The sequence below is a fragment of the Aerococcus agrisoli genome, assembly GCF_003797145.1.
Lineage (GTDB): Bacteria > Bacillota > Bacilli > Lactobacillales > Aerococcaceae > Aerococcus > Aerococcus agrisoli.
Genome location: NZ_RKMG01000004.1, coordinates 17,575 through 44,257, shown reverse-complemented (window position 1 = coordinate 44,257; position 26,683 = coordinate 17,575). Strand labels below are relative to the sequence as shown.

Below are 26,683 nucleotides of genomic sequence, written 5' to 3'. Positions count from 1 at the left end.
TATGCTCCTTTATATAAAATTTTAGTGCAAATAGTTTAATTTAACGGCACCATTTAAGGCATCAATATCAGCTTTTTCAGCTAAATCTTCCTTAAAGGCAGTGGCAGAACCAGATTGTACTGCTAAAACAAAAGCTTGAGAGGCTGGTAAACCTTGTTCTAATCCAGCGATAAATCCAGCAATCATAGAGTCACCAGAACCAACTGTATTAATTACGTTGCCCTTAGGTGCATCTGCTTTAATAATACGTTCACCATCGATGAACAATGCGCCGTCTCCACCAAGCGATACAATGACATTTTGTGCACCCATTTCATGTAATTTCTTACCATAAGTGACAACATCATCAATACTCTTGATTTCTGTACCAAATAATTCGCCTAATTCATCTTGATTTGGTTTTACCAATAATGGAGACATTGGTAAAGCTTCAAGTAATTCTTGGCTTGCAGTATCGAAAATATATGGAATATTGCGTTCTTTTAATAATGTAATCAAACTAATATAAAAATCATCAGGCAAACCTTGTGCTTTTGATCCAGATAAAACGATTAAGTCATCACTAGTCATAGCTTGAATTTGTTGACGCAATTGATTGGTCGCTTCTTCACTAATCACAGGACCAGCACCGTTAATTTCAGTTTCTTGATGTCCTTTAGTCTTCACGTTGATACGAGTATTTCCTTCAATTTCGATAAATTGAGTAGTTGTACCTTCTTTTTGTAACCATTGCTTGATAAACTCACCTGAGTTACCACCAACAAAGCCTAATGCGATGTTACTGACTTCAAATTGGTTTAAAATACGCGAAACATTTATCCCTTTACCACCTGGTAACATTTGTTCACGACTTGCTCTATTTGTTTTCCCTACATTAATTTCATCGATATACATTAAATAATCGATTGAGGGATTTAACGTTAATGTGTAAATCAATTCTTTACCTCCTTGATTTTGTAAACTTCACTATATTTTGCTTTCATTTGACGATCTTCAAAACTATTGGTAATCAAATCAAATTTGCCATCTATCGCGACATTGATTGGATAAGTTTTTTCAAATTTTGTCTGATCGACTAAAAGATGAACATTCTTACTTTGATTAGCAGCTTGTTCCTTTAAGAAAGCTTCCGCTTCATCAGTAGTAGTTAACCCATCATGAATATCCACACCATTCATCCCTAAAAAGACATGATGAAAATGATATTTAGCCAATTGCTTATGTGCAGTTTGGCCCACAATAGCCTGGGTATTCGCTCTTAAGGTTCCCCCTAATAACTGAATATTTAACCCCTTACTACTAGCTGCAATCGCCTGATCTACCCCATTCGTTACGAGATTCAAACGCATAGCAGGTTCAATGAAATCAATCATCAATAATGACGAAGTCCCTGCATCTAAATAAATCGTTTGACTGGGTTCAACCATTTCAACAGCAGCCTTAGCAATTACACGTTTCTCTTGGGCATTACTAGCTACCTTCTCGCTAAAACGAGGCTCATCACCAATAACAGAGTTAGGTGCTTTTTTAATTTTGGCACCACCATGTACACGTACGAGCACGCCTTCTTCTTCCATGCTGTCCAAATCTCGACGCAAGGTTGACTCACTAGCACCTGTCAGGCTTACTAATGTTTGTAAATCCACCATATGATGCTGTTTTAAATAATCAGCTATGATTTTTTTACGTTCTACTAATAGCACGCGATAGCCTCCTTTACCTATAAGATATAGCGGTAACACTGAAATGCAAACGCTTACCGATTCGCATTTCAAATTATACACGCAAAAACTACCAAAAGCAACCAATTTCAATCAAATCATTTGCAATTTTACTAAACATGTATCATTGATGCAAGCCCATACAGCAGAAAAAGGAAAAAGAGAATGGGAGAAAAAGCATTCATCCCTCAATCAGTAGAAGAATAGTACCGTAAAACAAGTAGTGTGAAGCAAACCATTTTGAGCTGAGTAAAAGGTTGCAGTTTGAACATAAATTCAAAGGATGTGAAAATAAATAATCAGTTTTTGTTTACAACAAAAAAACACGAACAACTCTTTTAACGAATTGTTCGCGGCAATTTAATATAAATTCAATCCCTGTCTCTTCTATATTTCATTATGAAAAATTTACTTCTCGATAAAATACACCTGATTCCAAGTGCATAATGGCATCTAAACGATTGTCTGCCATTTGATCCGCCATGTTCGGCAACTCGTCAATATAAAACCAGGCTAAATCATCATGTTTTTGTGGTTCTAAAATTTCAGGTGTGCCCTTAAACACATCGGTGGTAAAAAAGAAATTGTAGTATGTAGTCGATGCATCCAATTGCAAATGCGTCACCCCAACAAAGGCTAAATCATCTGCTAATACTGTGATACCAAGTTCTTCCATAGCTTCACGCACAATCGCTTGTCTTACACTTTCGTTTTGCTCAACATGTCCCGAGATACAATCCCATACATTCGGTAACATTTTAGTATTTCCTCGATATTGCAAAAGTATTTGTTTGCCTTCGTTGTTTTCACGTGTTAACAACAGGATTCCTGCTGAAGGGTTTGCATAGTGTTTCTCTTCGCTCAATGATTGTTTCCTCGATTTCTTTGTAAATTTTTCATAGTTGCCGGTATTAATTTTGATATATCACTTGGTATGACAATATATTCATTTGCATATATGTCATCAGCGATAAAAGTATGTAAGAAAACAGCTAATTCTAAACCTTTAGCAATCTCTTTTATCTGCCCTAACAAACCTGCTACCATACCCGCTAGCGTGTCGCCCATGCCACCTATTGACATACCTGGATTACCTTGAATATTGACCTTGACGGTATCACTTCCTGGTTGAAATATGCGTGTAGGTGCACCTTTTAGCACAAGATAGACACCGTAATGATTCCCCCAATTTTGTACAGCAACATCATCATCCGGATTAATCTTCTTCACGGTTAACCTAGCCCACTCTCCTCGGTGAGGTGTTAATACAAAATCATGTACCGTATTTTTCATAAATTGAATAAATGGAGAATCTGCAATTATTTCTTGAGAGAGATAAGTTAATGCATCTCCATCAATCACAACCGTTTTTTGTTGATCTACTTCTGATAAAGTTTGCTTTAATATGTGCCACTGAACTGGATTTTCTAGACCCATACCGGGACCAATTAGAATAATATTTGCTTTCATAATTGCTTGAATTAATTTACCTTCATCCATCCAATCACAAATCATTACCTCAGGTAACACACTATGTATGGCAGCAATATTTATTGGATCAGTAGCAATTGTCGTTAGACCAGCACCTGCATGCACGGCTGCAAGGGCCGCCATTTGTCCAGCGCCACCCATTTCCCTATTACCGGCAATAATAAGTATATGGCCAAATTGATTTTTATAAGCATCACTAGCTCGATCTGGAATCAATTGCGCCGCATATGGTAAATCAATATTCATCGTTTTCAAGACCATATTAGACACCCCTTTTCATTTATTTTAGCACTTTCATTGTATAAGCCCAAATGAATAGAAGTGCTTCTTATCGAACAACAAAAAACCTGGAGCATCACTGCCCCAGGTTGAATTGAGAAGATTGTATTGCCTTAAGATTAAACTAAACCTTGAGATACCATTGCATCCGCAACTTTTTTGAAACCAGCAATGTTAGCACCAGCAATTAGGTTGCCTTCTTTACCGTATTCACGTGCAGCAGTTTCAGCATTGTTGTAGATATCTTTCATAATATCTTGTAACATACCGTCAACTTCTTCAAATGACCAGCTTTGACGTTGGCTGTTTTGCGCCATTTCTAGAGCAGATACAGCTACACCACCGGCATTTGCTGCTTTTGCAGGGCCGATGTAAACATCAGCAGCTAATAATTTTTCAGTAGCAGGTGCATCTAAAGGCATGTTTGCACCTTCAGAAATGAATTTCACACCATTTTTGATTAATTGTTCTGCTTGAGGTAATTTCACTTCATTTTGAGTCGCAGCTGGAATTGCTAAGTCTGCTTGAATGTCGTGATCCCAAACTGAACCTTCATAGTAAGTTGCTGTTTCTTTAGCTTCAGCATAAGCTGTTAAACGTTCACGACGAACTTCTTTAACATCTTTCAATAATGCAACATCAATACCAGTTTCATCAATGATGTAACCAGTTGAATCAGATACAGAAATTGCAGTAGCACCTAATTGTTGTAATTTTTCAGCTGCATAGATTGCAACGTTACCTGCACCAGAGATGATTGCACGTTTACCAGCAATATCTTCACCTTTTGTTTTCAACATTTCGTTGATGAAGTATACAGCACCGTAACCAGTAGCTTCTGTACGAGCTAATGATCCACCGTAAGATAATGGTTTACCAGTTAAAACGCCGTTTTCAAAACCGCGAATTTTTTTGTATTGGCCAAATAAGAAACCAATTTCACGTCCACCAACACCGATGTCACCAGCTGGAACGTCTAAATCAGGACCAATGAATTTTTGTAATTCAGTCATGAAGCTTTGAGCAAATCGCATAATTTCATTATCTGACTTACCTTTTGGATCAAAGTCAGAACCACCTTTACCACCACCGATTGGTTGGCCAGTAAGTGAGTTTTTGAAGATTTGTTCAAAACCTAAGAATTTAAGGATACTTTGGTTAACTGTAGGATGGAAACGAAGACCACCTTTGTAAGGTCCAAGCGCAGAGCTGAATTGAACACGGTAACCAGTATTTACACGGAAATTACCTTCATCATCTGTCCATGGCACACGGAAAGAAATAATTCTTTCTGGAATAGCCAAGATTTGTAATAAGTTCTTTTCTACAAATTCTGGATGTTCTTCGAATACAGGTGCAACTGATTCCACGAATTCGTCCAATACTTGAAGAAATTCTGGTTCAGCAGCATATTGTGTATGCCATTTTTCTTGAGTAGTCTTAATATATTCTTGTGCGTTCATGTATATTCCTACTTTCCGTCCTTAATTATTATAATATAATGAGAACAGTTATATTATATCCAAAAAATACAAATATGCAAAGTTTTTTTGTGAGATTTGATAACAAATTTAAAAAACTTAAGAAAAACCTCACATAAATTGTGAGGTTTTTGGCATTATTCTGCTGAATTGCTTACTTTTGCCCAACGATAGTTGACATAAGACTGACCTGGACGATTAATATCTGTTATTTCAGGTTTTTGCAAGATTGCTTGATAGGATTGGTAAACTGGAATTTGAACAGCATATTCATCTAATCCTAATCTTTCAATTTCAATCAATGTGGCCCAACGTGCTTGCGGATCATTTGCTTGTTCCCGGCTTAATGCGACTAAGGTATCGATGTCTTCAAATTGATAATTACCACGTGTAATTTCTGAATCAAAACGTTCTAAATAGTTAATAGGATCACCAAAGTCTGCTTGCCAGAAGGTTATACCTAAATCATAATTCCCCTCTTTTAGGGCAGCAAAACGTGCAGACGAAGGCATGGTATTAATTGTGACTTCTAATCCTGGTAAATTTTCAGTTAATTGAGATTGTACATATTCCGCGAAAATTTGGCTCTCCTCGTCGTCTGCCGCCACCATATTTAAACTTAAGGTATCTAGACCAGCTTCTGCTAAACCAGTCTCCCACGCAGCTTGTGCGGCTTCTAAGTCATAATCCAGAGCTATTTGTGCATCATCTCTAAAGTCTGCCTTTGTTTCTGGATTCCATGCCACTTCACGTGACACAAAACCATTTGTTGCGATCGAACCATTTTGTAAAATATTGTCAACAAAGGATTCACGATCGATTGCTTGATACATTGCTTTCCGGATATTTACGTTATCCAATCCTTCACTTTCATGATTGATTTCAATGTAATTCGTTCTTGGAATTGGATATGTTTGATAATCTGGATTTTCTTTATTTTGAACAGCAAAACTACCTGTTAATTCAATGACACCTAATTCATCAGAATCGTATAAATTTAAAGCAGTTGCTGTTTCTGGTAAATATTGGAAGTTTACGGTATCCACTGCCACATTTTCCGCATCCCAATAATCTTCATTCTTAGTAAATGTCCATGTGTTTCCACTTGCTGCGTCCCAATTGGTTAATTCAAATGGTCCATTATATACAGCATCTTCACTTGTAGCGCCATATTGATCACCAGCAGCCTCAACAACTGCTTGGTTCTGAGGATAATATGCTGGCACAGTTAGTAAATCTGCAAAATAAGAAGTTGGATTTGCAAGCGTGACTTCCAATGTTTGGTCATCAATTGCGCGCACACCTAACTCCTCCAGGGCTTTTTCCCCTGCTAAAATTGCCGTTGCATTTTCAATAATGCCATCAAACATGTAGGCATAGGGTGCTGCCAGTTCCGGATCCACCATGCGACGCCAAGCATAGACATAATCATTTGCGGTTACTGGATCACCATTGGACCATTTTGCATCTGCCTTTATTTTAATGGTATAAACCTTGCCATCTTCTGATACTTCCGGCAATGCTTCCGCATCTGCTGCCACTAACTGATTGTCCATGTCATAAGTATATAGACCATTATAAAAATTCATATTCGCAGTGATTGTTGCGATATTTGAAGCTGAAAATGCTGTATCGACTGATTGAATCTCATCTGTACTTTGAACATTAATGATTTTTTCTTCTGCCGACTGATCACTTGCACAGGCTGCTAATACCACTGCCGATGCCAAACTGATACCCAAACCCAAGCCAAATTTCTTCATTACTTGATTTCCTCCTTGAAAATTTTTACGTTTCATGTCATTATACCTTTTTACCCTGAACCCTAACAATTTTCTGCCCGTATTATGACTTTTATTATAGCAAAAGTACATTTTTAAAAATGAAAGGTACAAAAAACTAAATTTGCACTTTTACATCAGACCAAAATATTTTTCACCTAGCAAAGTATTTGGCCTACAAGGGTTCTCAGATGTTCATCAAAATTTCTCTTGGCAAATTAGAGGCAACTCCTTGACTGTTTGAAAAATACCCTATATATTGTGGTAACAAACATAAATATTACTACATGTTGGTAATTTAGGAGGATGAAAATGGTAACCGTATATACAAAACCGAATTGCATGCAATGCAACTTCACTAAAAAATATTTAACTGAAAAAGAAATTGAATTCCAAACAATCGATGTAACTGAATCTGCTGAAGCTTTAGCAAAAGTAAAAGACATGGGCTTCCAAGCTGTACCAGTTATCGTAGCTGAAGATCAAGAAGCTTTCTATGGCTTCCAACCAGATCGTTTAGCTAAATTAGCATAATAAAAAAAATAATCCCCTTCAGGTCATTCAATAATGAGTGAACCTGAAGGGGATTTTTCTTTGGCGGTTATTAGATTGCTGTATCTTGATAATCTGATTCAGCTAAATCAGCCATCAATTGGTATAAATCAGCAGCTGTTAGCGCATCTTTTTCCGCTTTTGAGAAATCACGGATAATTTTACCATGGTGTAATAAAATCATGCGATTACCATAAATTAGTGCATCTTGTAAGTTATGGGTAATCATTAAAGCCGTTAAATTGTGCTCATCTACTTGTTCTGATGAAATTTCTAGAATGCGTTTTGAAGTCTTTGCATCAAGCGCAGCTGTATGCTCATCTAGGAGTAAAATTTCTGGTTTCACAATCGTTGCCATCAACAATGCAATTGCCTGTCTTTGCCCCCCTGATAGTAAACCAATCTCAGCATCCAATCTATTTTCCAAACCAAGATGCAACTGGCTTAAAGCCTCTTGGAACAATTGACGATTGCCATCTTTTAAAGCTAAACCAAATCCACGTTTTTGACCACGTTTCATGGCTAAAGATAAGTTTTCTTCAACTGTCATACGTGGTGCAGTCCCCATGCTAGGATCTTGGAAAACACGTGATACTAATTTTGCACGATCTTCTTCAGCCGTACGTGTAATATCTTGACCGTTTAATTGAATGCTACCTGAATCCAGTAAAAAGGTACCTGCAATCGCATTTAATAGGGTTGATTTACCTGCCCCATTACCACCGACAATCGTGATAAAATCGCCTTTTTCAACTGTCAGAGATAAATCATCTAAGGCCGCAAAGGCATCCGGTGTGCGTTTGTTAAAAATCTTACTTGCTTGCGAAATCTCTAATAATGAAGTCATTATTTAGCCACCTTTCTGTATTCACGGTAATCAGCTAATTTATTTTGAATTGTTGGAATAGATAAACAGATTGCGACAATCACCGCTGAGAATAAACGGAAATCGTTAGCATCGAAGTTTAACATTAAAACGATTGTTAACAGTAAACGGTAAATGATAGAACCCGCTAAGATTGTGATAAAACGTACACCTAACTTCACATTTCTAAATAATACTTCACCGATGATAATAGAAGCTAAACCAATTACCACTGTACCTACACCCATTTGGATATCTGCATAACCATTATCAGTAGCGACAATGTAACCAGAAATAGCAATTAAACCATTTGCTAACATATAACCTAACATTTTCATTTCGCCAGTTTGAATCCCTAAAGATTTGGCCATTTGAATGTTATCACCTGTAGCGATTAAAGCTTGGCCCATCTCCGTTTTAAAGAAGTAAGTTAACAGTAATGTAATCACAGCAACAACGATAAAACCAATTAGGATTGTATCAACATTTCGCGGTAGACCTAATCCTGCAATGCTTGTTTTCAAGGTATCCAAGCCTGATAAAGACATATTTGCCTTACCCATGACTTTCAAGTTGATTGAATAAATCCCTGTCATGGTAATAATCCCAGACAATAATGGATTAATGTTCAAGCGAGTTACTAAGAATCCTGTAATTGCCCCTGCTGCCATTCCGGCTAAGAAAGCAAGTAATAAACTGGTAAAAGGGTCAATACCAAAGGATAACATTTGCGCACCCATAGCAGCACCTAGAACGAAAGATCCTTCTGTCGTCATATCAGGTGCATTTAAAATTCTAAATGTAATATAGATACCCAAGCCCATGACAGCCCAGATTGTCCCTTGCGAAATCGCACTAATAATCATTTCCATAAAATCTTCCCTCCTTATGCGCCAACTAATTCAGCGTATTCATCACTATTCACATCGATTGCAGCATCTAAAATTTCTTGCGGAATTTCGATACCTAATTCAGCAGCTTTTTCTGTGTTCACGAATGTATCGGTTGCTTCATTGTAGATAATTGGGTAAGTTGCTGTGTCAGCACCTTCAATGACATCTGCAATAATTTTTGCTGTTTCAATACCAAATTGATATTGGTTAATACCAACTGTAGCTAACCCACCATCAGCAACCATCGCATCTACTACTGGGATAACTGGAATTTGATGTGCATCCGTTACTTGGATTAACGTATCCATGGCACTGGCAATTGTGTTGTCATTTGGTACGAAGATAGCATCTACTTGACCAGCTAATTGCTCTGCAACTGAAGCTAAATCATTGGTTGAAGTAATCGTTAATTCAACAACTTCTAAGTCACGTGCTTCAGCTTCTGCTTTCGCCGCCTCAACCGTTTGTGCTACGTTTGTTTCTGATGAGTTATAAATGATTCCTACCTTTTGTACATCCGGTAATAAGGTTTGCATCAAATCAAATTGCTTATCAACTGGCGCTAAATCTGTTACACCCGTGATATTAGCACCCGGCTCTTCATCAGAAGCTACAAAGCCCGCACCAACGGGGTTAGATACCGCTGATAAAATTACAGGACGGTCACCGTTGGCTGCATTCGCCAATGCTTGTGCCGCTGGAGTCGCAATCCCAACCAAAATATCCGCATCCTCAGCGATAAATGAGTCTGCAATCATGGCTAAGTCTGACTGATTCCCTTGGCCGTTTTGATAATCAATCGTAATATTTTCACCATCTACGTAACCTCGTTCAGCTAAACCATCATAAATCCCTTCATTAATTAAGTCTAATGAAGGATGTTGAATAAATTGTAATAGACCAATTAAGATATCTTCATCTGTTTCGACTAAATTTGATTCGCTAACCGTTTCACTCTCTGTGTTTTCCGCATCGCGGCGTGCAATCAATGATGGCATTGCTAGATAAACTGCAAATAACGCAATAACCAATAATGCCCCTAATCCTGAAATCTTCTTCATGTTATTCCTCCTAATATTAATGCAATAAAAAAACGCCCCATCTTAGACTGTAGGACGTTGACATCCCACATAAATGATCCTAAAAATCACTATCATGTCTATGTGGGCGTTTATTTTGAAGTACTCAAATATGTTTCACCACATAGATACAGTCCAGAAAACTGAAGTTGTATCTATGCGCACGAAGGCAGATACAACTAATTCATGTGGCTTTGCCAATATTTCATTGTACGTGTTACAGAAAACATTTGAGTTACTCCCTTCAATTGATTCATTATTCTATATATAAATATTAACAAATCATGAGAAAAATGACAAGCCCAAATATAACATTTTTTCATTTAAGCCAAAACTGCCCTTTTGCTACGGCCCTCAGCCTCGTCAACCACTATTTTTGCTTAAATGAGAGAAAACCCCTATAATATAAAGTTAGGAAGGTGGTGCTAACATGTCTTTTGACGGTATGTTTACCCATGCAATGATTCAAGAACTCAATACACAATTTCAAGGTGGCCGTATCCACAAAGTACAGCAACCTTACGACATGGAATTGGTACTCACAATTAGAGCGAATCGTAAAAATCACAAATTATTAATTTCAGCCCATCCAAACTTTGGGCGTCTACAAGTAACTGAGCAAGTTTACAATAATCCTGAGACACCACCAAACTTTACAATGGTATTGCGCAAGTATGTTGAAGGTAACATTATTGAAAATATTGAACAGTACGATAATGACCGTATCATTATCTTTCACTTAATTCGACGCGATGAATTAGGGGACGAAAGTAAACAACAGTTAGTTGTTGAAATTATGGGTCGCCATTCAAATATTTTCTTGTTGGATCAAGATGCAAAAATTATTGATGCCATCAAACATGTCCCTATGTATCAAAATACATTCCGGACCATATTACCTGGGGCAACTTATCAATTACCACCCCATCAAAACCAAATTAACCCATTTAAAATTGGGGAGAATTTTGAATCAGATAAATCCTTGATGACACCAAAATTCTTACAAAGCCAATTAATGGGATTAGGGAAGGATTCGGCAGTTGAGTTAGCATACTTAATTGAACATTCTGATTTGAAACCTTATCAAGTGATTCAAAACTTCACCAAAGGTTTTGATCAACCAAATCCGACCATGGTTCAAGATGGTGAGAAACAAGCATTCTTTGCTTTCCCCTATCAAAGTGTAGCTGGTGAACAAACACACTTCGAAAGCCTAAGTGTTTTATTAACCACTTATTACGTTGAAAAGAGCAAGCATGATTATGTGCGCCAAGTCGGTAATGCAATTATTCAAGTTGTCGAAAAAAATCTAACCCATCAACATAAACGTTTAGATAATCTAAATCAAGATTTAGTGAAATCAAGCAAGGCAGATACCTTCAGATTAAAAGGTGAATTATTAACAACCTTCCTTTATCAAATAGAAAAAGGTCAAAATGAAGTCACCTTGAATAATTATTATGATAATGATGAACCAATTACGATTAGCTTAGACCCTTCTTTAACACCATCACAAAATATGCAAAAGTACTATCATAAATATAATAAATTACGCGCTGCTATCGACCATATTGAAAAACAAAAGTTGGATGCAGAAAACGAAATTCAATATTTAGAATCCGTACAAACACAAATTGAGATGGCTGAACCTAATGAATTGGCAGACATTCGTGATGAATTGGTTGAACAAGGTTATATTCGCAAACAAAAACAAGACAATAAAAAACGTTCAAAAAATGATTCTGCAAAACCACGTGAATTTGAATCATCAGCGGGCAATCGTATATTAGTTGGTCGTAACAATAAACAAAATGACCAATTAACCATGCGTACGGCCCATAAAGATCATTATTGGTTCCATACCAAAGATATTCCGGGCTCACACGTCATACTTGAAACCAGTAACCCTACGGATGAAGAAATCGTTGAAGCCGCTGAATTAGCCGCTGCTTATTCTAAATATAGACACGCTTCAAATGTACCGGTAGATTACACTCAAGTAAAACATGTGAAGAAACCAAATGGTGGCAAACCTGGATTCGTCAATTATTTCGAACAAAAAACCGTGTTTGTAACACCAAAATAGGCAAGAATCACTTTTACATGCCAGCTTGTTCTAGCATTTATGCCACAAGCTGGTTTTTTATTTAAAATTTAAAAACAGAAAGTTGGCCTGAAGATTGAAAGAAAAACGATTAGCAATATTTGATATGGATGGCATTTTAGTTTCATCTGAGCATGTATATGCCAGCGGTTGGCAATATGCTTTGAAATCCCTTGGCCTTGATCATTTAGTGCCGTCAGAGGAGCTTTTTTATATGCGTGGCGCTTCTAGTGCAAGTAACCTGGCTACTATCAATCGTTATGTTAATGACTGGTCACTCACTCAACAAGTAAAAGCTGTGCGTGATCAATACTTCATCGATGAATTAAATGTAGGCCATGTACCTTTGCTCCCCTATGCCAAGGAGTTACTCGCATACCTACAGGCGAAACCTGATATCCAACTTATTTTAGCCTCAAATACACCATCAAATCGCGGGCAGCTCATTCTGGCTAAACACGATCTTGCTAAATATTTTGACCAAATCATCATGGGCGACCATGTAGAAAATTTAAAACCAGCGCCCGATATTTATCTTAAAGCACTGAAATTGGCTCAAGTTCCAGCAGAACAAGCAATCATTTTTGAAGATAGTTTAACAGGTGCAACAGCTGGGAAAAATGCCCATATTGATATTTTACTGGTACCTGAAGAACCTATTCCTGATGAAGATATCGCGAAAAATGATAAAATCATCGCCGTCTTAGATACTTTAGAAGATGCCCTAGCTTATTTCGATTAACACAAAAACCACAGCTTCATCAAATTGATGAAGCTGTGGTTTTTTATTAACTATTTTTTTCAAACTAACTTGTATATTAGATGGGTTAAATTTCATCATGATAAAATTGTTTTTGCCTGTCTAAGTAAAAGCGCAATATAATTAATAGGAAAAATACGACAACTAAAGTAACTATCCAGGTTTCAATGATACCTAGCTTTTCAGAAGAAAAACCATTTATTACCAACATGAATGATATGAAGACAGATTGAAAACTGTAATAGGTGGAAACTGTTGTATTTCTTCCGGCATCGGATTTGACAATGTTAGCGTGCAAGATGACATCTGCCTTAATATTGGTAATTGTGTTCATCATGACATGCAGACCAAAAGACAACACTTTGATCCAAATAGCAGGAACAAGGCAAATTATTAGAATTAAGATACAATCAATCGTAATCAGTATTGAGAAAGCATCTATATCTTTTGCCTTTCTCAATACTTTACTAGAGATAAGACTTCCAAATAAACCACTGACTGTAATCACAATCCACAACACTGACAGCACATTCTGATTGTTTTCGATACTGGAAAATACTGCCTGCCATTGGTTTGATGGCCCTACATCTAAAATCTCTGGTAGTAAAAGAAAACACATCATGAGAAAACCAGTTTTTACACTGAATAATTGCTTAAAGGTATTGATGGTTTCCTTATAGGTTTTTTTAACAAAGGTTTTCATATCGCTTGTTTCCATTTGATGTCGTCCATTCAAACTGAAGGCGGAAACGATAAAGATTAATGTCGCAAAAATACTTAAATAAAAAGGCAGTTGAGTGGAAAATGGGTAGAGATAGTAAATGGACAATGAGCCCACAACTAGTGAAGTACAAAGCCCTATTAATGATGCCCTAGAAAATAGTTTTTCCGTGTTCATGTCTATTTTTAATAAATTTGCCCTATTAATAATCCAACTTGATAAAGAACCCGAATAAAAAGACTCACTTATCCCTGAACATACTGCGGATAAATATAGAAGACCTATATTCCCTTGTATCAAGAATATTAGACCTAATATTCTAAAAATACCACTTAAAATAAGGGCATATTTTTCACCAATCCTATCGGTGATGGCACCACACATGATTTCAGTAAGAAATGAAGTAAACCAAAATATGGATAAATATAGTCCAATTATACTCATTGTATAGGTACGTAGTAAAAATAAATATAATATTGGATTAAAAAAAGCGGTAATTAACACAGCATTAAACACAAGCCAGTAGTATTTTATAAATTCTTTTTTCATGATTCTTTACGCTCGATAACCGCATAGCACTTGCCATAAGGGTCTCTTTCCAAATATTGATAGTCGATGAGATATCGTCGCATCGTTGCAAAATCGGTGTAAATTTCCTGAATAGTGTCATTTAATTCTTTTTCTGTGAAATGTGTACCATTTTGGGAGATATACGCCATCATATATTCGAACACAACAATTTTACCCTTTTGTTTTCTCGGTATGATGTTAATTTTCCCCTGCTGATCTATATAATTATTGATTATGTCCAAATTTCTACCTCCTACAAAAAAGCAAAAACTTATCTATATATTTATACAATCCTTCTATATGCATGTTTTTTCACTTGCGCTGTAAAAGCGGGTAAATGATAAATTTCACCATCACAGTTTACAACCATATCTGACCCATCTTTACTCGCGTAATGGACCCAGTCACAAGACAAATGGTGAATCGCATCCACATTTTCATGATTACCAGAAAAGAATTTCATGATTAATGGCAAAATTTTTCGTGTCGGTAAATGGTCAGCATAAACTAATTCTAAAATGCCGTCATCAATTTCTCCGTTTGGATTTACCTTGAAACCACCACCATACATGGTGCCGTTACAAATAGCCGCTAGAATATAAGGACTAGGTTCCACCATAAGCACTTCTTGACCAAATTTTGCTTTGATATCAATATGAAAAGCAGTTCCACCCTTCAAGGCGTTGGGAATGGATACCATATAAGCATACTTTTGAAACAATTTCACCTTATCCTTAAAACTGTTTGCAGCTTCTACAACGGAAGCATCCAAACCTACGCTTGCGATGTTTAAGACATACTGGTCTATTTCTGGGATGAAGATTGCATCAGTCGCTGCAGTCGCGCCAGCAAAAATATGACGTAATTGATCTGGTATCGTTCTTTTTCCATATAAACCACTATACAAATCGTTTCCAGTGCCCAAAGGAAGGATGGCGAAAATGAGTGAGGTATTCATGACTAAATTACCAATAGATAAGACCGTGCCGTCACCACCACATGCGATGACCACCCCATCGGTATAACGATCAGCAAAACGTTCAATCAGGAATTGACTCGATTGAATTGATGTTGAATAGACGAGGAAGAGATTTTCTTTGTGAATGCCATTGTGCTCAGCTTCTTTAATGATCATCTGACTGATATCATTTTTCTTGCGTTTACCGGCAGCTTGGTTAAAAATAAATAAATACCCGCGATTTGACATATTTCCACCTAATTTCCTGTTCTTATTAATTTTCATTATAACAAAATTTAGGCAAATAAAAGGAATTTACCTATCTAAAAGGCAAATACTTTCCTTATCGAATGTATGTTTGTGTATACCGAACGTATGTGCTATACTTATTAAAAATACAGCGCAAAGTTAGATTTCACATCCAACAAAGGAGCAAAGCTAATGAAAGAACGCCAATTACAAATTTTACAGTTTATTTATTCAAACATTCAAAGCCAAGGGTTTCCACCTACTGTTCGTGAAATTTGTGAAGCCGTTAACCTCTCTTCAACATCGACTGTTCACGGACATTTATCACAACTTGAAAAAAATGGCTACTTATTAAGAAATGCAACCAAACCTAGAGCAATGGAAATCACCGATAAAGGTCTTGATCTTTTAGGTGTAAATGTCCATGGTATTCCAATGATTGGTACCGTTACAGCCGGTCAACCGATTACTGCTGTGGAAGATATCGAAGATTATTTCCCGGTTCCACCAATGTTGAAGAATCAATCTGAGACTTTATTTATGTTGAGAATTCGCGGAGATTCCATGATCCAAGCAGGCATTTTAGATGGTGACTACGTAATTGTACGTCAAGAAGCTACAGCCAAAAATGGGGACATTGTTATCGCTATGACAGAAGAAGGCGAAGCAACATGTAAACGATTCTTCAAAGAAAAAGGTCATATTCGTTTACAACCCGAAAATGACACCCTGGAACCAATTATTTTACCTGATGTCCAAATCTTAGGTAAAGTAATCAGTTTATATCGTGAGCATACGTATTAATATTCATACGATTTTCAAAACAAAAGGTTGAGCTCGCGCTCAACCTTTTTTGCGTACACAAAAATAGTGCCGATGAGACTCAATTGAATCTCACCAACACTATTTATTATAGAACCAAAAAAACGAGACAAGGACAATTGTCCCAGCCTCGTTTACAGATAGTCACCTTGACTAAACAGATGACTATCGCATTTGTATATATTAATAATGCATTAATGAGAAGATTTCAGTATCTGCAATTTTATCTCTTGCAGCAAATTCATCTAATTCGATAATGAATGCAGCACCTACAACATCCCCACCTAATTGTTTCACTAATGAAACACAAGCTTCGATTGTACCACCAGTAGCTAACAAGTCGTCTACAATTAGGACTTTGTCGCCAGGTTTGATGGCATCTTTATGGATTTGTAGCGTTGAATGACCATATTCCAAACCGTAATCGATTGATTCGATTTCACGAGGTAATTTACCTTTTTTACGTGCTGGTACAAAACCTTTGTCCAATTCGTAAGCAACTGGACAACCCACGATAAAACCACGTGCTTCTGGTCCAACAACAACATCTACTTCTTTTTCGCGTGCAAACGCAACAATTTCATCAATAGCAGCGTGGAAAGCTGGTCCATTGCTCATTAAAGGTGTGATATCTCTAAATAAAATACCTTCCTCTGGGAAATCAGGTACGTCTGCTACATATTGTTTAAAATCCATTATTTTCCTCCTGTGAAAAAGTAATCTTTAATTTTCTCAACATCATTATATCGTAAAAAGCGTTCGCCTTCGATGCGTAGATGCCATTTTTCCATTGTATTTGTTTTCAATAAATCAACCTTTTCGGTGACTGGTATTGTCACTAGGTCATTCTTATGCCACTGCACTAAACCAGCTTCAATCATTACTTCAACGATAACGTCTAATCTAAGCTTTGGCATTTTGAAATAATCAGCTAAGGCTTGCTCTTTCCCTTTTAGTGGGATAGCGCCATGACCAAGCATGTACTTATAAACAGCGGCAAAATCTTCCCTAGTCGGTTTCCCAACCATGAAGGCATTCTTCGCTGAATATGCATAGACATAAACATTCTTCACGTCAAAATGAGCGACTAATGTTTTTACGCTCGGTATATCTAACGGTATATCAAAAATCACAATTGATTCTGGCACAAAGCCAATTTCTTTACCCGCTAATAAATCGGGTATATCAGCCGTTTTTAATCCAAGACTATTATATGGTACCAACTCCGCAAAATGATTAAAATACAAATTTTCCTCAAAAAGATATAGGGCATTCTGTACGGACATGATTTGATCGCGTTCTTTCATTCCCCGCATATCAAAGACACTCGGTCCATCTTGTCGGATATCTTGAATGATGGCTTGTGGTTCTTGACTACCATTCCAACTGTTAATTGATAACGTTACGACCACATCAACGGGTGCATTGGTTGTCAATTTTTCAGCCGTTTCAGCTGATTTAAAGGCAATCATTGATGCCTTGATATCCCCTTCAGCAATCGTTAATTTCATGGTGTCCTTATTTTTGCCGATCACTTGGATTTGTTGAATTGGTAAATTCTTCAATAAAAATAAGGGTTGTTGGTTATCCGTACCAAATGGTTTTAAGGGTGCTAATGCTTGCACATTTTCCAGTGTAATTGCAGATAAATCAATTTCAGAATCAATGTGTAATGGCGTTTTACGGTTTAAAATTGGTGCATATTGAACCATTTCGTCAACCAGTGCCTGACGCCAAGCGTCAAAATTCGCTTCGCTTACCGTCATACCGGCAGCCATTTCATGTCCCCCAAATTTTTGGGCGAATGCTTTACCCGCCTGTAAAACTTTGAACAAATCAACACCTTCAACAGATCGGCCAGACCCTTTGTAACTTGCTGTTTCAGGATTATATCCCAACATGATTGTTGGTCGGTGATATTTTTCAACCAGCCGACTCGCTACAATGCCCAGGACACCTTCGTGCCAACCGGGGCGACCTAAAATGATGATATTTGGTAGGGAAGACTCGGCATCGACCAAAGCAAATGCTTCAGTAGCAATATCCTCAACAATTCCCTTACGCGCAATATTCTGTTCATCAAGCAAGTCAACCAATTCTGCAACTTCCAAATCATCAAAAGATGTTAGGAAACGTACACCCGGATTTGGATCACCTAAACGACCTAAGGCATTTAGGCGTGGGCCAAGGATAAAACCAATTGTTCGCTCATCAATTTGATGCTCACTAATAGATTCCTTGTCAAAAAAGGTTTGTAAGCCTAAACGTTCCGTATGCCGCATTTGCTCAAGTCCCAGTGACACAATCACGCGATTTTCACCAGTTAAGGACACTAGGTCAGCCACTGTACCAATGGCAGCTACATCCAACAAATCAGTTGGCGTTTCACCAAGTAAAGCACTCGCAACTTTTAAAGCAACCCCTGCACCAGCCAAATCACCAAAAGGATAATGTCCCTCTGGATGACGTGGGTGGACAATGGCATAGGCATCCGGCAAACTGTCACCAATTTCATGGTGATCTGTCACAATGACATCTACACCTTGACTCTTGGCATAAGCAATCGCCTCATGGCCAGCCACCCCGTTATCGCACGTCAGGATCAACTGCACACCTTGCTTAATGTAGTAGGCATACACATCCTTATTTGGACCATAGCCATCATCAAAACGATTTGGCAGATAGAATTGGACATTAGCCCCCATAGACTCCAACGTTTCATAGAGGATGGTTGTTGAGCTAATCCCATCAGCATCATAATCACCATATATCAGAATATTTTCATAATCCTCAATGGCCCTTGATAACCGCTGAACTGCCTTCTCCATATCATGAAATAGGAAAGGATCATGAAAAATCGCTTCTTTTTGCAGAAAACTTTCCATCGCTTCACGCGTTTGATACCCTTTATCATAAACCACTCGAATAAGCATCTTAGGTAGCGACAAATCCTCAGAAACCGACTGAATCAAAACCTCAACCTGAGCATCATTCTCATCCCTATGATCAGGCGTAATCCATTCATAAACTGATTGCAACAAAATAAGTCCTCATTTCTAGTCAGAAAGTATCTTAATCTCTAAATTGACCCTTTTCATATGCCAAATGTATTAAACGGTATCCAAGCGTTGGCGCTAAACCAAGCACGCGGCTCATCAAACCATAATATCCCGGCACAACAACCTCTAACTGATCTTTTTCGATAGCTTTCGCCATTTTTTCTGCAACGATTTCCGGTGTTGTTGAGAAAGCTTTAACATTCTCAAAATATGCACCGTCTTTATCGGCTACATCAAAGAACGGTGTGTCTACAGGTCCTGGTAAAATACATGTCACAGTAATCTTGGTATTCCACAAATCTTGACGCAAACCATTGGCAAATGCATGCACACCAGCTTTGGTAGCCGCATATACTGCAGATTGCGGTGTTTGTATAAGACCAGCTACTGAAGCAATCAAGGTAATGTTTGTTTTCACAGTTGCTTGACCTAACATACCAGCAGCAAAGCGTTTGGATAAGAACATTGTTAACAATAAATTCGTATGCGTCAATTTTTGAATTTGCGCATAGCTTTGGTCTTGAATATAAGAAAAATCACCGAAGCCTAAACAATGCACAAAATGATCGATATCCCCTTGTTCAAAACAAAATTTCGCAAAGGCTTCTGCTTTATCACCATCAGCCAAATCAGCATTATACGCTAAAACTTGGTCTGCGCCTAGTGCTAAGGCTTGGTCTTTTACTGCTTGTAAACGTTCTTTGTTTCGTCCGTTGATTATCAATGCATGACCCTGACTAGCCATTTTGTAAGCAAAGGCTTGTCCGATACCACTTGATGCGCCTGTAATGACTGTATATGTTTGAGACATTTGAATCACTCCTATATGGTTGAATCCATTAATCAATTGCTATTGAATCAAAATCTTTCACGATTTGCGTATTAGCAAAAACTTTTTGTGCATCTAATTCTAATTGACTAGCAGCTTTTCCTACATAACGGGCAGAAATATGTGTAATCACTAATTTCTTAACCCCAGCAGATTTGGCTACTTTACCCGCTTGATTAGCTGTTGAATGGAAGTAGTTTCTAGCCATCTTCTCTTCACCGGCCGCAAAAGTGGCTTCATGTACAAGTACATCCGCATCTTTAGCAAGCGTAATTGCATGCTCATTATAACGGGTATCACCAAGAATGGTGACGATATGGCCTTTTTTATCCGGACCAATATAGTCTAAACCATTTAATTGACGACCGTCTTCAAGGGTAACAATTTGACCTTTTTTCAATTGTCCTAGAAGCGGACCATTTGGCACACCATCTTCACGCGCCTTATCAATCAATAATTCACCCGTTTGATCAGCTTCTACAATACGGAATCCATATGATTGGATTGCATGATCTAAGGTGTGATAAATGACTTGATATTGGTCTGTTTGAAAAGCAATACCTTCTTGGTCTAGCTCAACAATACGTAACTCATAGCCTAAGGTTGTCTTAGTAAGGCGTAAAAAGCTTTGAATATACTCTTTAATTCCCTTTGGTCCATAGACAGTTAATAGGCTATCCCCACCTTGATGGCTTCGACTAGACAAGAAACCTGGTAAACCAAAAATATGGTCCCCGTGTAAATGCGTAATAAAGACCTTGCTTACTTTACGCGGCTTCAAAGTTGTTTTTAAAATTTGATGTTGGGTTGCTTCACCACAGTCAAACATCCACATCTCGTTACTTTCATCTAATAATTTTAACATGATACTCGTGACGTTTCGATTTCTACTCGGTACACCGGCACCAGTTCCCAAAAAAGTTAATTCCACTTTTTCCGCTCATTTCTATATAAAGTTGGACATCAAAAACCAAGAGCGTACCCTTCCTCCAAAAGATATTGGTGAAATGTACGCTCGTGAATACACAGAAATTGTCTATTCTTGGAATTCAAATTCGTAATCTTCGATTCGGATAATATCGCCTTGTTGTGCACCACGCTCTAATAGAGCTTTGTCAACACCAAGATTTTTCAATTGGCGGGCAAAACGTAATGCAGATTCGTCGTAATCCAAATTGGCCATCTTGAACATTTTCTCAATTTTTTCACCATATAGGTAGAAGGTACCATCTGACTCACGACCAACATAGAATGGTGGTTCTTCGTCTTGAGGCATTTCATAAACAACTTGTTCATCAGTTGCTTTATTACCTTCTTCAGCAATACGTTCTTCTTCTTGACGAATCAGATCAGCTGTACGATCCATTAATGGATCTAAACCTTCTTTTGTATATGCTGAGATTGGGAAAATTTCTGGCACTTCTAATTCAGGGAAATTTTCAGCAAAGTAGGCTGCAATTTTTTCCTTGAATTCTTCGATGTATAATTCAGCTTCCGGAATATCCATCTTATTGGCAACAATAATGGTTGGACGTTCCATCAAATGATCATCGTAGTTCTTTAATTCTTTATTGATAGCTACATAGTCATCAAATGGGTCACGGTTTTCAAAACCACCCATATCAATAACATGTAGGATTACCTTTGTACGTTCAACGTGGCGTAAGAATTGGAAACCAAGTCCAATACCGTCCGCTGCACCTTCAATTAAACCTGGTAAATCCGCTAGTACAAATGATTCATTTGAACGGGTATTTACCACACCCAAGTTAGGGGTAATGGTTGTGAAGTGGTAATCAGCAATTTTTGGTGTTGCTGCGGTAACGACAGATAGAATAGTAGATTTACCAACTGAAGGGAAACCAACTAAGCCGGCATCGGCAATCAATTTCAATTCTAATTGTAAAGTTATTTCTTCTCCTGGTTCTCCGTTTTCAGCAACTTCTGGCGCCGGGTTGTTGTGCGTAGCAAACTTCATGTTTCCACGACCACCGCGACCACCATGGGCAACAACTAGTTCTTCCCCATTTTCGACAAGGTCTCCGATAATTTGGCCAGTGTCAAAGTTCTTGACAACTGTTCCAGGTGGTACAGATACATACATATCTTGTGCCCCTCTACCATACATACCTTTAGACATACCATTGTCTCCGGGCTTCGCTTTGAAGTGACGATTATAACGGAAATCCATTAAAGTTCTTAGACCTTCGTCCACTTTAAAGATGATGTCGCCTCCGCGACCACCATCTCCACCAGCGGGACCTCCATCAGGTCGATATTTTTCTCGTAAAAAGGCAACCATACCATCGCCACCCTTACCTGCTTTTACCCAGATTTTTGCATAATCAAAAAATGTAGACATGTGTTACCCCTCCTTTCGTTTTTAAATTTGTATTTATTTTGTATTAATGCGATTAGTGTCTGCAATTATTAAAATCGGTTGCGCAATTAAACTTAAAATGGCCAATCGATTGTTACGAACGTTTTCATCATCAGCGAAAATCATGTTGTTATCGAAGAATGCTGTGATGGCAGGGGTCAATGCTTCTAATTGATTATAATTGGATTGAAGGTCATTTGTCATCTCTAACCCTTTGGCAGCTTCATATAAAGTAGCTTCTGAATCAGTTTCGAAAATTGCTTCATCAATTGTAACGTCAGCTACATTTAATTCGCGTGCTTTTTCACCTAAGTTTAAGATACGGTTCCAAGCTTCAATTGTTGCTTTGAAGTTATCTTTGCTGCTAGCTGCTTGTAAGACTTGACTTGCTTGTACTTTGGTCAAGACATCGTAGCTGTTCGCATTTAAGACTGCATCTGCAATATCATAGCGGATACCATTGTCATTAAAAATAGGTTTCAAACGGTCATTTACGAATTGATTCAAAGCAGTTTGCAATTTGGCTAAGCTTTCTTGATCTTCAATACCGTAAACGGACTGCAAGATATTAATGATATCAGTTTTCCAGTCTAATGTTAATTCATTTTCGATTAGAATTCTCACAATTCCGGAAGTTTGACGACGTAAAGCGAATGGATCGTTAGAACCAGAAGGGATTCGGTCAATATTAAAGAATGAGATTACTGCATCTAATTTGTCTGCAATCGCGAATAATTTCCCTAATGGGCTTGTTGGTAAGTCACCATCTGCTGAAATTGGCATATAGTGTTCACGAATAGCTGTAGCTACTGCTGGTGTTTCACCAGCTTCAAGGGCATATTTTTCACCCATGATACCTTGCAATTCTGAGAACTCGTCAACGATACCTGTCATTAAGTCGAATTTGTAAATTGCGGCAGTGCGGTCGATGTCGGCGTGGTCGATGCCAGCTAATTGGCCTGACCATTTATTTTCTAAGTAAGCCGCGATTTGACCTGTACGTGTCATTTTTTCAGCTAATGAACCGATTTCGGCATGGAAAGTAACTTTCGCTAAACGGGCTGTGAAGTCTTCGATAGATTTTGTTTTGTCTTCGTTAACAAAGAAGAAACCATCTTCTAGACGCGCTGTAAGAACTTTTTGGTTCCCTTTACGCACGTTATCTAGGTGTTCACCGTTACCGTTACGTACAGACAAGAATAGCGGCAATAATTTACCTTCTTGGTCTTTGATGTAGAAGTAACGTTGGTGGTTTTTCATTGATGTAATTAATACTTCGTCTGGTAAGGCCAAGTATTTTTCATCAAAGTCACCGATGAAGGCTGTTGGATATTCAACGATTTGGGTTACTTCTTCAAGTAAATCTTCGTCGATATCGATTTGGTAGTTGTGCTCAGCTGCTAATGCTGCAATTTGGTCCTTGATCATGTTTTTACGTGTATCTTGGTTCACCACAACGAATTCTTTTGCTAAATCATCTTCATAAGATGTTGCTGAAGCAATCGTTACGGCTTGTGAACCTAAGTAGCGGTGACCACGAGAAATGCGGTCTGATTGGATGTTTAAGAATGATACAGGTACAACTGTTTCATCTAATAAAGCAACTAACCAGTGAATTGGACGGATGTATTTGACATCATTTGCACCCCAATGCATAGATACTGGGAATGACATTTGTTCAATGACACATGCAATTTCAGGTAGGACTTCTAGAGCTGTTTTACCCGGGTTAGAGATATTAATGAAGACATATTCTTCACCTTTCACTTCTTCAAAGTAGATATCTTCAACAGATGCCCCTTTACCACGCGCAAAACCTTGTGCAGCTTTTGTCCAGTTACCTTCTTGGTCTTGTGCAATACGTTTTGCAGGACCTTTGGCTACTTCAGAAAAATCTTCTTGTTTTTCAGCTAAACCATTTACACGTACAGTTAAACGACGAGGTGTCGCAAATGTTTCAATGGTGTCAAATGCTAATCGATTGTCTTTCAAGAATGCTGAAACTAGGCTATCTAATTGGTTTACAGCGTCACGTACATATTGAGCAGGTACTTCTTCTAAACCAATTTCAAATAAAAATGTATGTTGGCTCATTATTTTTCCTCCTTCAATAATGCTTCTGCTGTTTCACGGTCTAACAATGGGTAACCAAGGTCAGCACGTTTTTTCACAAACATTTTGGCAACACGGCGTGCCATGTTACGAATACGTGCTAAGTAGGCTGCACGGTCTGTTACGGATACGACACCACGTGCATCTAACAAGTTAAATGTATGTGAACATTTTAAAATGTAGTCATATGCAGGGTGCACTAATTCGTTGTCAATTTGTTTTAGTGCTTCAGCTTCATATTGGTTGAAGGCTTCAAATAACATATCAACATTTGATTTTTCAAAAGAGTATACTGAATGTTCATATTCAGGTTGGCCGAAGATTTCACCATATTTAACACCTTCAGTCCATTCAATATCGTAAACTGAGTCTACTTCTTGAATGTATGATGCTAAACGTTCTAGACCATATGTTAATTCAGATGTTACAGGTTTACATTCCAAACCACCTACTTGTTGGAAATAAGTGAACTGGGTAACTTCCATACCATCTAACCAAACTTCCCAACCTAAACCGGCACAACCTAATGATGGGTTTTCCCAGTTATCTTCAACGAAACGAATATCATGTTTCAATGGATCAATACCCAATTGTTTTAAACTTTCGATATACAATTCTTGAATGTTGTCAGGGTTTGGTTTCATCACTACTTGGAATTGGTGATGTTGGTACAAACGGTTAGGGTTTTCACCGTAACGACCATCTGCTGGACGGCGAGATGGTTCTACATAACATGCGTTCCATGGTTCTGGACCAATGGCACGTAAGAAAGTATATGGTGACATCGTACCGGCACCTTTTTCAGTGTCGTAGGCGTTTAAAACTAAACAACCTTGTTCTGCCCAATAGTTTTGAAGTGTTAAGATAATCTCTTGAAATGTTTTGTGCGTAGTTGCCAAAATATTCACATCCTTATTCTCTATAAAATTTTGCTCAAATACACAAATAGGCATGAAAAAGCCCCTATGTATTTGAAAAAGACCAAACACATAGGGACGATAATATCGCGGTTCCACCCTACTTCTAGCAGCTCTTGCTACTAGCGCTTTATTGTTAAGTGCTCCAATATGCCTTCAAAATGCTAGACCACAGTCGCTTACACCATTCGACCTCGCTTGAGTGGGTTCACACATCTACTTGTTATCTTCATTGCACTTCTTTTATTCAGCTATTATCATACGTTTTTTCTTGTTTATCGTCAAGCGGATTGATAAAACTTTCCATTTGACTGATAAAATGGTGACTCTTCAAATGAATCCCCACGTACTCTTCATATAGCATGTCTAATGCCTTGCGTAATTCACTTTTTGTTTGTTGGCCTAGTGAAACTGTGCCTAATTTTGCATAAGGAATTTGACTGAACATCCGGATAAAATAACTTGCACGACGTGACCAATGTAAACGACGTTCATCCATATGGAAATGTCGTTCACAAAGTACACCGGCATATTTCATCGAATAATCAAAGTTACCCTGAGTTTCACCACAAATCGCACATGACACAAAGTTTGGCGTAACCCCAAATTTCGGCAAAATTTGAATTTCAAATATATTGGCGACAACAGTTGGATCGACGCCGCCCTCTATTTTTTCCAAGCCCTGCCATAACAAGTCAAACAAGGTGTCTTCTGGAATAAAATCCTCAAATGCCGCATCCGTCAAACCGACCATGTAAGCTGCATAGGCATTGGCCTCGATATTTTGAATGGTTGTTTTGGGAAAATGACGCTCCCCCACATCACTTAGGAAGGAAAAACCTTTATCATTAATTCGTCCGACAAAATTTGCGCGCAAATAGGGAAATGCAATTTCACGTAGACCATTATTTGCCCGTTGCACATTGCGGATAAAAAACATCCGTTTACCAAATTCTTTGGTGAATATCTTAATCAACAGGTCATTTTCTCTGTATTTACGCGTAAAAAGGACAATCCCATCGAAACGAGCGTAATAATCCTTTCGCATGGCCTTGCCCCC

24 protein-coding genes are annotated in these 26,683 nt (G+C 37.9%); 4 read left to right on the top strand and 20 right to left on the bottom strand.

All coding sequences use genetic code 11. From position 1 onward, the window contains the following. Window positions 1–21: 21 nt before the first annotated feature. The 6 genes from pfkB to EF384_RS02105 all read right to left on the bottom strand — a co-directional run bounded on the left by pfkB (window position 22) and on the right by EF384_RS02105 (window position 6,735). Complete coding sequence (gene pfkB, locus EF384_RS02130) at window positions 22–936, bottom strand: 1-phosphofructokinase (RefSeq protein WP_123779343.1); 915 nt, start codon at window positions 934–936, stop codon at window positions 22–24. Further along, the gene (locus tag EF384_RS02125) at window positions 933–1,703 is read right to left on the bottom strand and encodes a DeoR/GlpR family DNA-binding transcription regulator (RefSeq protein ID WP_123779342.1); all 771 of its coding nucleotides are present in this window, start codon (window positions 1,701–1,703) and stop codon (window positions 933–935) included. The genes pfkB and EF384_RS02125 overlap by 4 nt, the downstream gene beginning before the upstream one ends. Before the next feature lie 415 nt (window positions 1,704–2,118). Continuing rightward, a complete protein-coding gene (locus EF384_RS02120; RefSeq protein ID WP_123779341.1) occupies window positions 2,119–2,586 on the bottom strand; it encodes an NUDIX domain-containing protein in 468 nt (155 codons plus the stop codon). Further along, entirely contained in the window at window positions 2,583–3,473 is an 891-nt protein-coding gene (locus tag EF384_RS02115; protein ID WP_123779340.1) for an NAD(P)H-hydrate dehydratase, read from the bottom strand. The genes EF384_RS02120 and EF384_RS02115 overlap by 4 nt, the downstream gene beginning before the upstream one ends. 137 nt (window positions 3,474–3,610) lie before the next feature. Continuing rightward, window positions 3,611–4,954 carry an NADP-specific glutamate dehydrogenase gene (gene gdhA / locus EF384_RS02110; protein ID WP_123779339.1) on the bottom strand — a complete coding sequence of 448 codons (1,344 nt, stop codon included), beginning with the start codon at window positions 4,952–4,954 and terminating at the stop codon, window positions 3,611–3,613. A gap of 155 nt (window positions 4,955–5,109) precedes the next feature. Beyond that, window positions 5,110–6,735 (bottom strand): peptide ABC transporter substrate-binding protein, encoded by a 1,626-nt coding sequence (locus EF384_RS02105; protein WP_158607399.1) that lies wholly within the window; start codon window positions 6,733–6,735, stop codon window positions 5,110–5,112. 330 nt (window positions 6,736–7,065) lie between these two features. Between EF384_RS02105 and nrdH the strand changes: the two genes are divergently transcribed. Beyond that, window positions 7,066–7,287, top strand: a complete 222-nt coding sequence (gene nrdH / locus EF384_RS02100) for a glutaredoxin-like protein NrdH (protein WP_123779337.1) — start codon at window positions 7,066–7,068, stop codon at window positions 7,285–7,287. A gap of 70 nt (window positions 7,288–7,357) precedes the next feature. Here the strand turns inward: nrdH and EF384_RS02095 are convergent, their stop codons facing one another. The 3 genes from EF384_RS02095 to trpX are packed head-to-tail and all read right to left on the bottom strand — an operon-like array spanning window position 7,358 to window position 10,124. Beyond that, a complete protein-coding gene (locus EF384_RS02095) occupies window positions 7,358–8,152 on the bottom strand; it encodes an ABC transporter ATP-binding protein (RefSeq protein ID WP_123779336.1) in 795 nt (264 codons plus the stop codon). Then, complete coding sequence (locus EF384_RS02090; protein WP_123779335.1) at window positions 8,152–9,042, bottom strand: ABC transporter permease; 891 nt, start codon at window positions 9,040–9,042, stop codon at window positions 8,152–8,154. Before EF384_RS02090 ends, EF384_RS02095 begins: the two co-directional genes overlap by 1 nt. A gap of 14 nt (window positions 9,043–9,056) precedes the next feature. After that, window positions 9,057–10,124 carry a tryptophan ABC transporter substrate-binding protein gene (trpX, locus tag EF384_RS02085; RefSeq protein ID WP_123779334.1) on the bottom strand — a complete coding sequence of 356 codons (1,068 nt, stop codon included), beginning with the start codon at window positions 10,122–10,124 and terminating at the stop codon, window positions 9,057–9,059. A 448-nt stretch (window positions 10,125–10,572) separates the two neighbouring features. On the opposite strand from trpX, the gene EF384_RS02080 reads away from it, so the two are divergent. Then, window positions 10,573–12,228, top strand: coding sequence for an NFACT RNA binding domain-containing protein (locus tag EF384_RS02080; protein ID WP_123779333.1), 1,656 nt, complete (start codon window positions 10,573–10,575; stop codon window positions 12,226–12,228). A gap of 94 nt (window positions 12,229–12,322) precedes the next feature. Continuing rightward, window positions 12,323–12,988 (top strand): HAD family hydrolase, encoded by a 666-nt coding sequence (locus EF384_RS02075; protein ID WP_123779332.1) that lies wholly within the window; start codon window positions 12,323–12,325, stop codon window positions 12,986–12,988. An 85-nt stretch (window positions 12,989–13,073) separates the two neighbouring features. Here EF384_RS02075 and EF384_RS02070 read toward each other — a convergent pair whose 3' ends face one another. The 3 genes from EF384_RS02070 to EF384_RS02060 are packed head-to-tail and all read right to left on the bottom strand — an operon-like array spanning window position 13,074 to window position 15,504. Further along, window positions 13,074–14,276 carry an MFS transporter gene (locus EF384_RS02070; protein ID WP_123779331.1) on the bottom strand — a complete coding sequence of 401 codons (1,203 nt, stop codon included), beginning with the start codon at window positions 14,274–14,276 and terminating at the stop codon, window positions 13,074–13,076. After that, a complete protein-coding gene (locus EF384_RS02065; RefSeq protein ID WP_123779330.1) occupies window positions 14,273–14,539 on the bottom strand; it encodes a DUF2087 domain-containing protein in 267 nt (88 codons plus the stop codon). The genes EF384_RS02070 and EF384_RS02065 overlap by 4 nt, the downstream gene beginning before the upstream one ends. A gap of 41 nt (window positions 14,540–14,580) precedes the next feature. Next, complete coding sequence (locus tag EF384_RS02060) at window positions 14,581–15,504, bottom strand: diacylglycerol/lipid kinase family protein (protein WP_123779329.1); 924 nt, start codon at window positions 15,502–15,504, stop codon at window positions 14,581–14,583. Window positions 15,505–15,696: 192 nt separating this feature from the next. On the opposite strand from EF384_RS02060, the gene lexA reads away from it, so the two are divergent. Then, window positions 15,697–16,308, top strand: a complete 612-nt coding sequence (lexA, locus tag EF384_RS02055) for a transcriptional repressor LexA (RefSeq protein WP_123779328.1) — start codon at window positions 15,697–15,699, stop codon at window positions 16,306–16,308. A gap of 201 nt (window positions 16,309–16,509) precedes the next feature. On the opposite strand, the gene EF384_RS02050 is transcribed toward lexA, so the two are convergent. From EF384_RS02050 to recO, 8 genes are all read right to left on the bottom strand, one after another. Beyond that, window positions 16,510–17,022 carry an adenine phosphoribosyltransferase gene (locus EF384_RS02050; RefSeq protein ID WP_123779327.1) on the bottom strand — a complete coding sequence of 171 codons (513 nt, stop codon included), beginning with the start codon at window positions 17,020–17,022 and terminating at the stop codon, window positions 16,510–16,512. Next, window positions 17,022–19,367, bottom strand: a complete 2,346-nt coding sequence (recJ, locus tag EF384_RS02045) for a single-stranded-DNA-specific exonuclease RecJ (RefSeq protein ID WP_233570009.1) — start codon at window positions 19,365–19,367, stop codon at window positions 17,022–17,024. The genes EF384_RS02050 and recJ overlap by 1 nt, the downstream gene beginning before the upstream one ends. Before the next feature lie 31 nt (window positions 19,368–19,398). Then, window positions 19,399–20,196, bottom strand: coding sequence for an SDR family NAD(P)-dependent oxidoreductase (locus tag EF384_RS02040; RefSeq protein ID WP_123779326.1), 798 nt, complete (start codon window positions 20,194–20,196; stop codon window positions 19,399–19,401). Between the two features lie 28 nt (window positions 20,197–20,224). After that, entirely contained in the window at window positions 20,225–21,145 is a 921-nt protein-coding gene (rnz, locus tag EF384_RS02035) for a ribonuclease Z (protein WP_123779325.1), read from the bottom strand. Between the two features lie 105 nt (window positions 21,146–21,250). Further along, entirely contained in the window at window positions 21,251–22,576 is a 1,326-nt protein-coding gene (gene obgE / locus EF384_RS02030; RefSeq protein WP_123779324.1) for a GTPase ObgE, read from the bottom strand. Window positions 22,577–22,609: 33 nt separating this feature from the next. Further along, window positions 22,610–24,688, bottom strand: coding sequence for a glycine--tRNA ligase subunit beta (gene glyS, locus EF384_RS02025; RefSeq protein ID WP_123779323.1), 2,079 nt, complete (start codon window positions 24,686–24,688; stop codon window positions 22,610–22,612). Beyond that, window positions 24,688–25,614: a glycine--tRNA ligase subunit alpha gene (glyQ, locus tag EF384_RS02020; RefSeq protein WP_199445740.1), complete on the bottom strand. Its 927-nt coding sequence runs from the start codon at window positions 25,612–25,614 to the stop codon at window positions 24,688–24,690. The genes glyS and glyQ overlap by 1 nt, the downstream gene beginning before the upstream one ends. A gap of 256 nt (window positions 25,615–25,870) precedes the next feature. Beyond that, window positions 25,871–26,671 (bottom strand): DNA repair protein RecO, encoded by an 801-nt coding sequence (gene recO / locus EF384_RS02015; RefSeq protein ID WP_123779322.1) that lies wholly within the window; start codon window positions 26,669–26,671, stop codon window positions 25,871–25,873. Window positions 26,672–26,683 lie beyond the last annotated feature (12 nt).

Excerpts from the sequence above, each read along its gene's own strand:
- gdhA (WP_123779339.1), bottom strand. The coding sequence starts at position 4,954 with ATGAACGCACAAGAATATATTAAGACTACTCAAGAAAAATGGCATACA.
- glyS (WP_123779323.1), bottom strand. The coding sequence starts at position 24,688 with ATGAGCCAACATACATTTTTATTTGAAATTGGTTTAGAAGAAGTACCT.
- EF384_RS02080 (WP_123779333.1), top strand. The coding sequence starts at position 10,573 with ATGTCTTTTGACGGTATGTTTACCCATGCAATGATTCAAGAACTCAAT.
- EF384_RS02090 (WP_123779335.1), bottom strand. The coding sequence starts at position 9,042 with ATGGAAATGATTATTAGTGCGATTTCGCAAGGGACAATCTGGGCTGTC.
- EF384_RS02040 (WP_123779326.1), bottom strand. The coding sequence starts at position 20,196 with ATGTCTCAAACATATACAGTCATTACAGGCGCATCAAGTGGTATCGGA.
- EF384_RS02095 (WP_123779336.1), bottom strand. The coding sequence starts at position 8,152 with ATGACTTCATTATTAGAGATTTCGCAAGCAAGTAAGATTTTTAACAAA.
- recO (WP_123779322.1), bottom strand. The coding sequence starts at position 26,671 with ATGCGAAAGGATTATTACGCTCGTTTCGATGGGATTGTCCTTTTTACG.
- obgE (WP_123779324.1), bottom strand. The coding sequence starts at position 22,576 with ATGTCTACATTTTTTGATTATGCAAAAATCTGGGTAAAAGCAGGTAAG.
- EF384_RS02115 (WP_123779340.1), bottom strand. The coding sequence starts at position 3,473 with ATGGTCTTGAAAACGATGAATATTGATTTACCATATGCGGCGCAATTG.
- lexA (WP_123779328.1), top strand. The coding sequence starts at position 15,697 with ATGAAAGAACGCCAATTACAAATTTTACAGTTTATTTATTCAAACATT.
- trpX (WP_123779334.1), bottom strand. The coding sequence starts at position 10,124 with ATGAAGAAGATTTCAGGATTAGGGGCATTATTGGTTATTGCGTTATTT.
- nrdH (WP_123779337.1), top strand. The coding sequence starts at position 7,066 with ATGGTAACCGTATATACAAAACCGAATTGCATGCAATGCAACTTCACT.
- EF384_RS02105 (WP_158607399.1), bottom strand. The coding sequence starts at position 6,735 with ATGAAGAAATTTGGCTTGGGTTTGGGTATCAGTTTGGCATCGGCAGTG.
- EF384_RS02070 (WP_123779331.1), bottom strand. The coding sequence starts at position 14,276 with ATGAAAAAAGAATTTATAAAATACTACTGGCTTGTGTTTAATGCTGTG.
- EF384_RS02060 (WP_123779329.1), bottom strand. The coding sequence starts at position 15,504 with ATGTCAAATCGCGGGTATTTATTTATTTTTAACCAAGCTGCCGGTAAA.
- EF384_RS02050 (WP_123779327.1), bottom strand. The coding sequence starts at position 17,022 with ATGGATTTTAAACAATATGTAGCAGACGTACCTGATTTCCCAGAGGAA.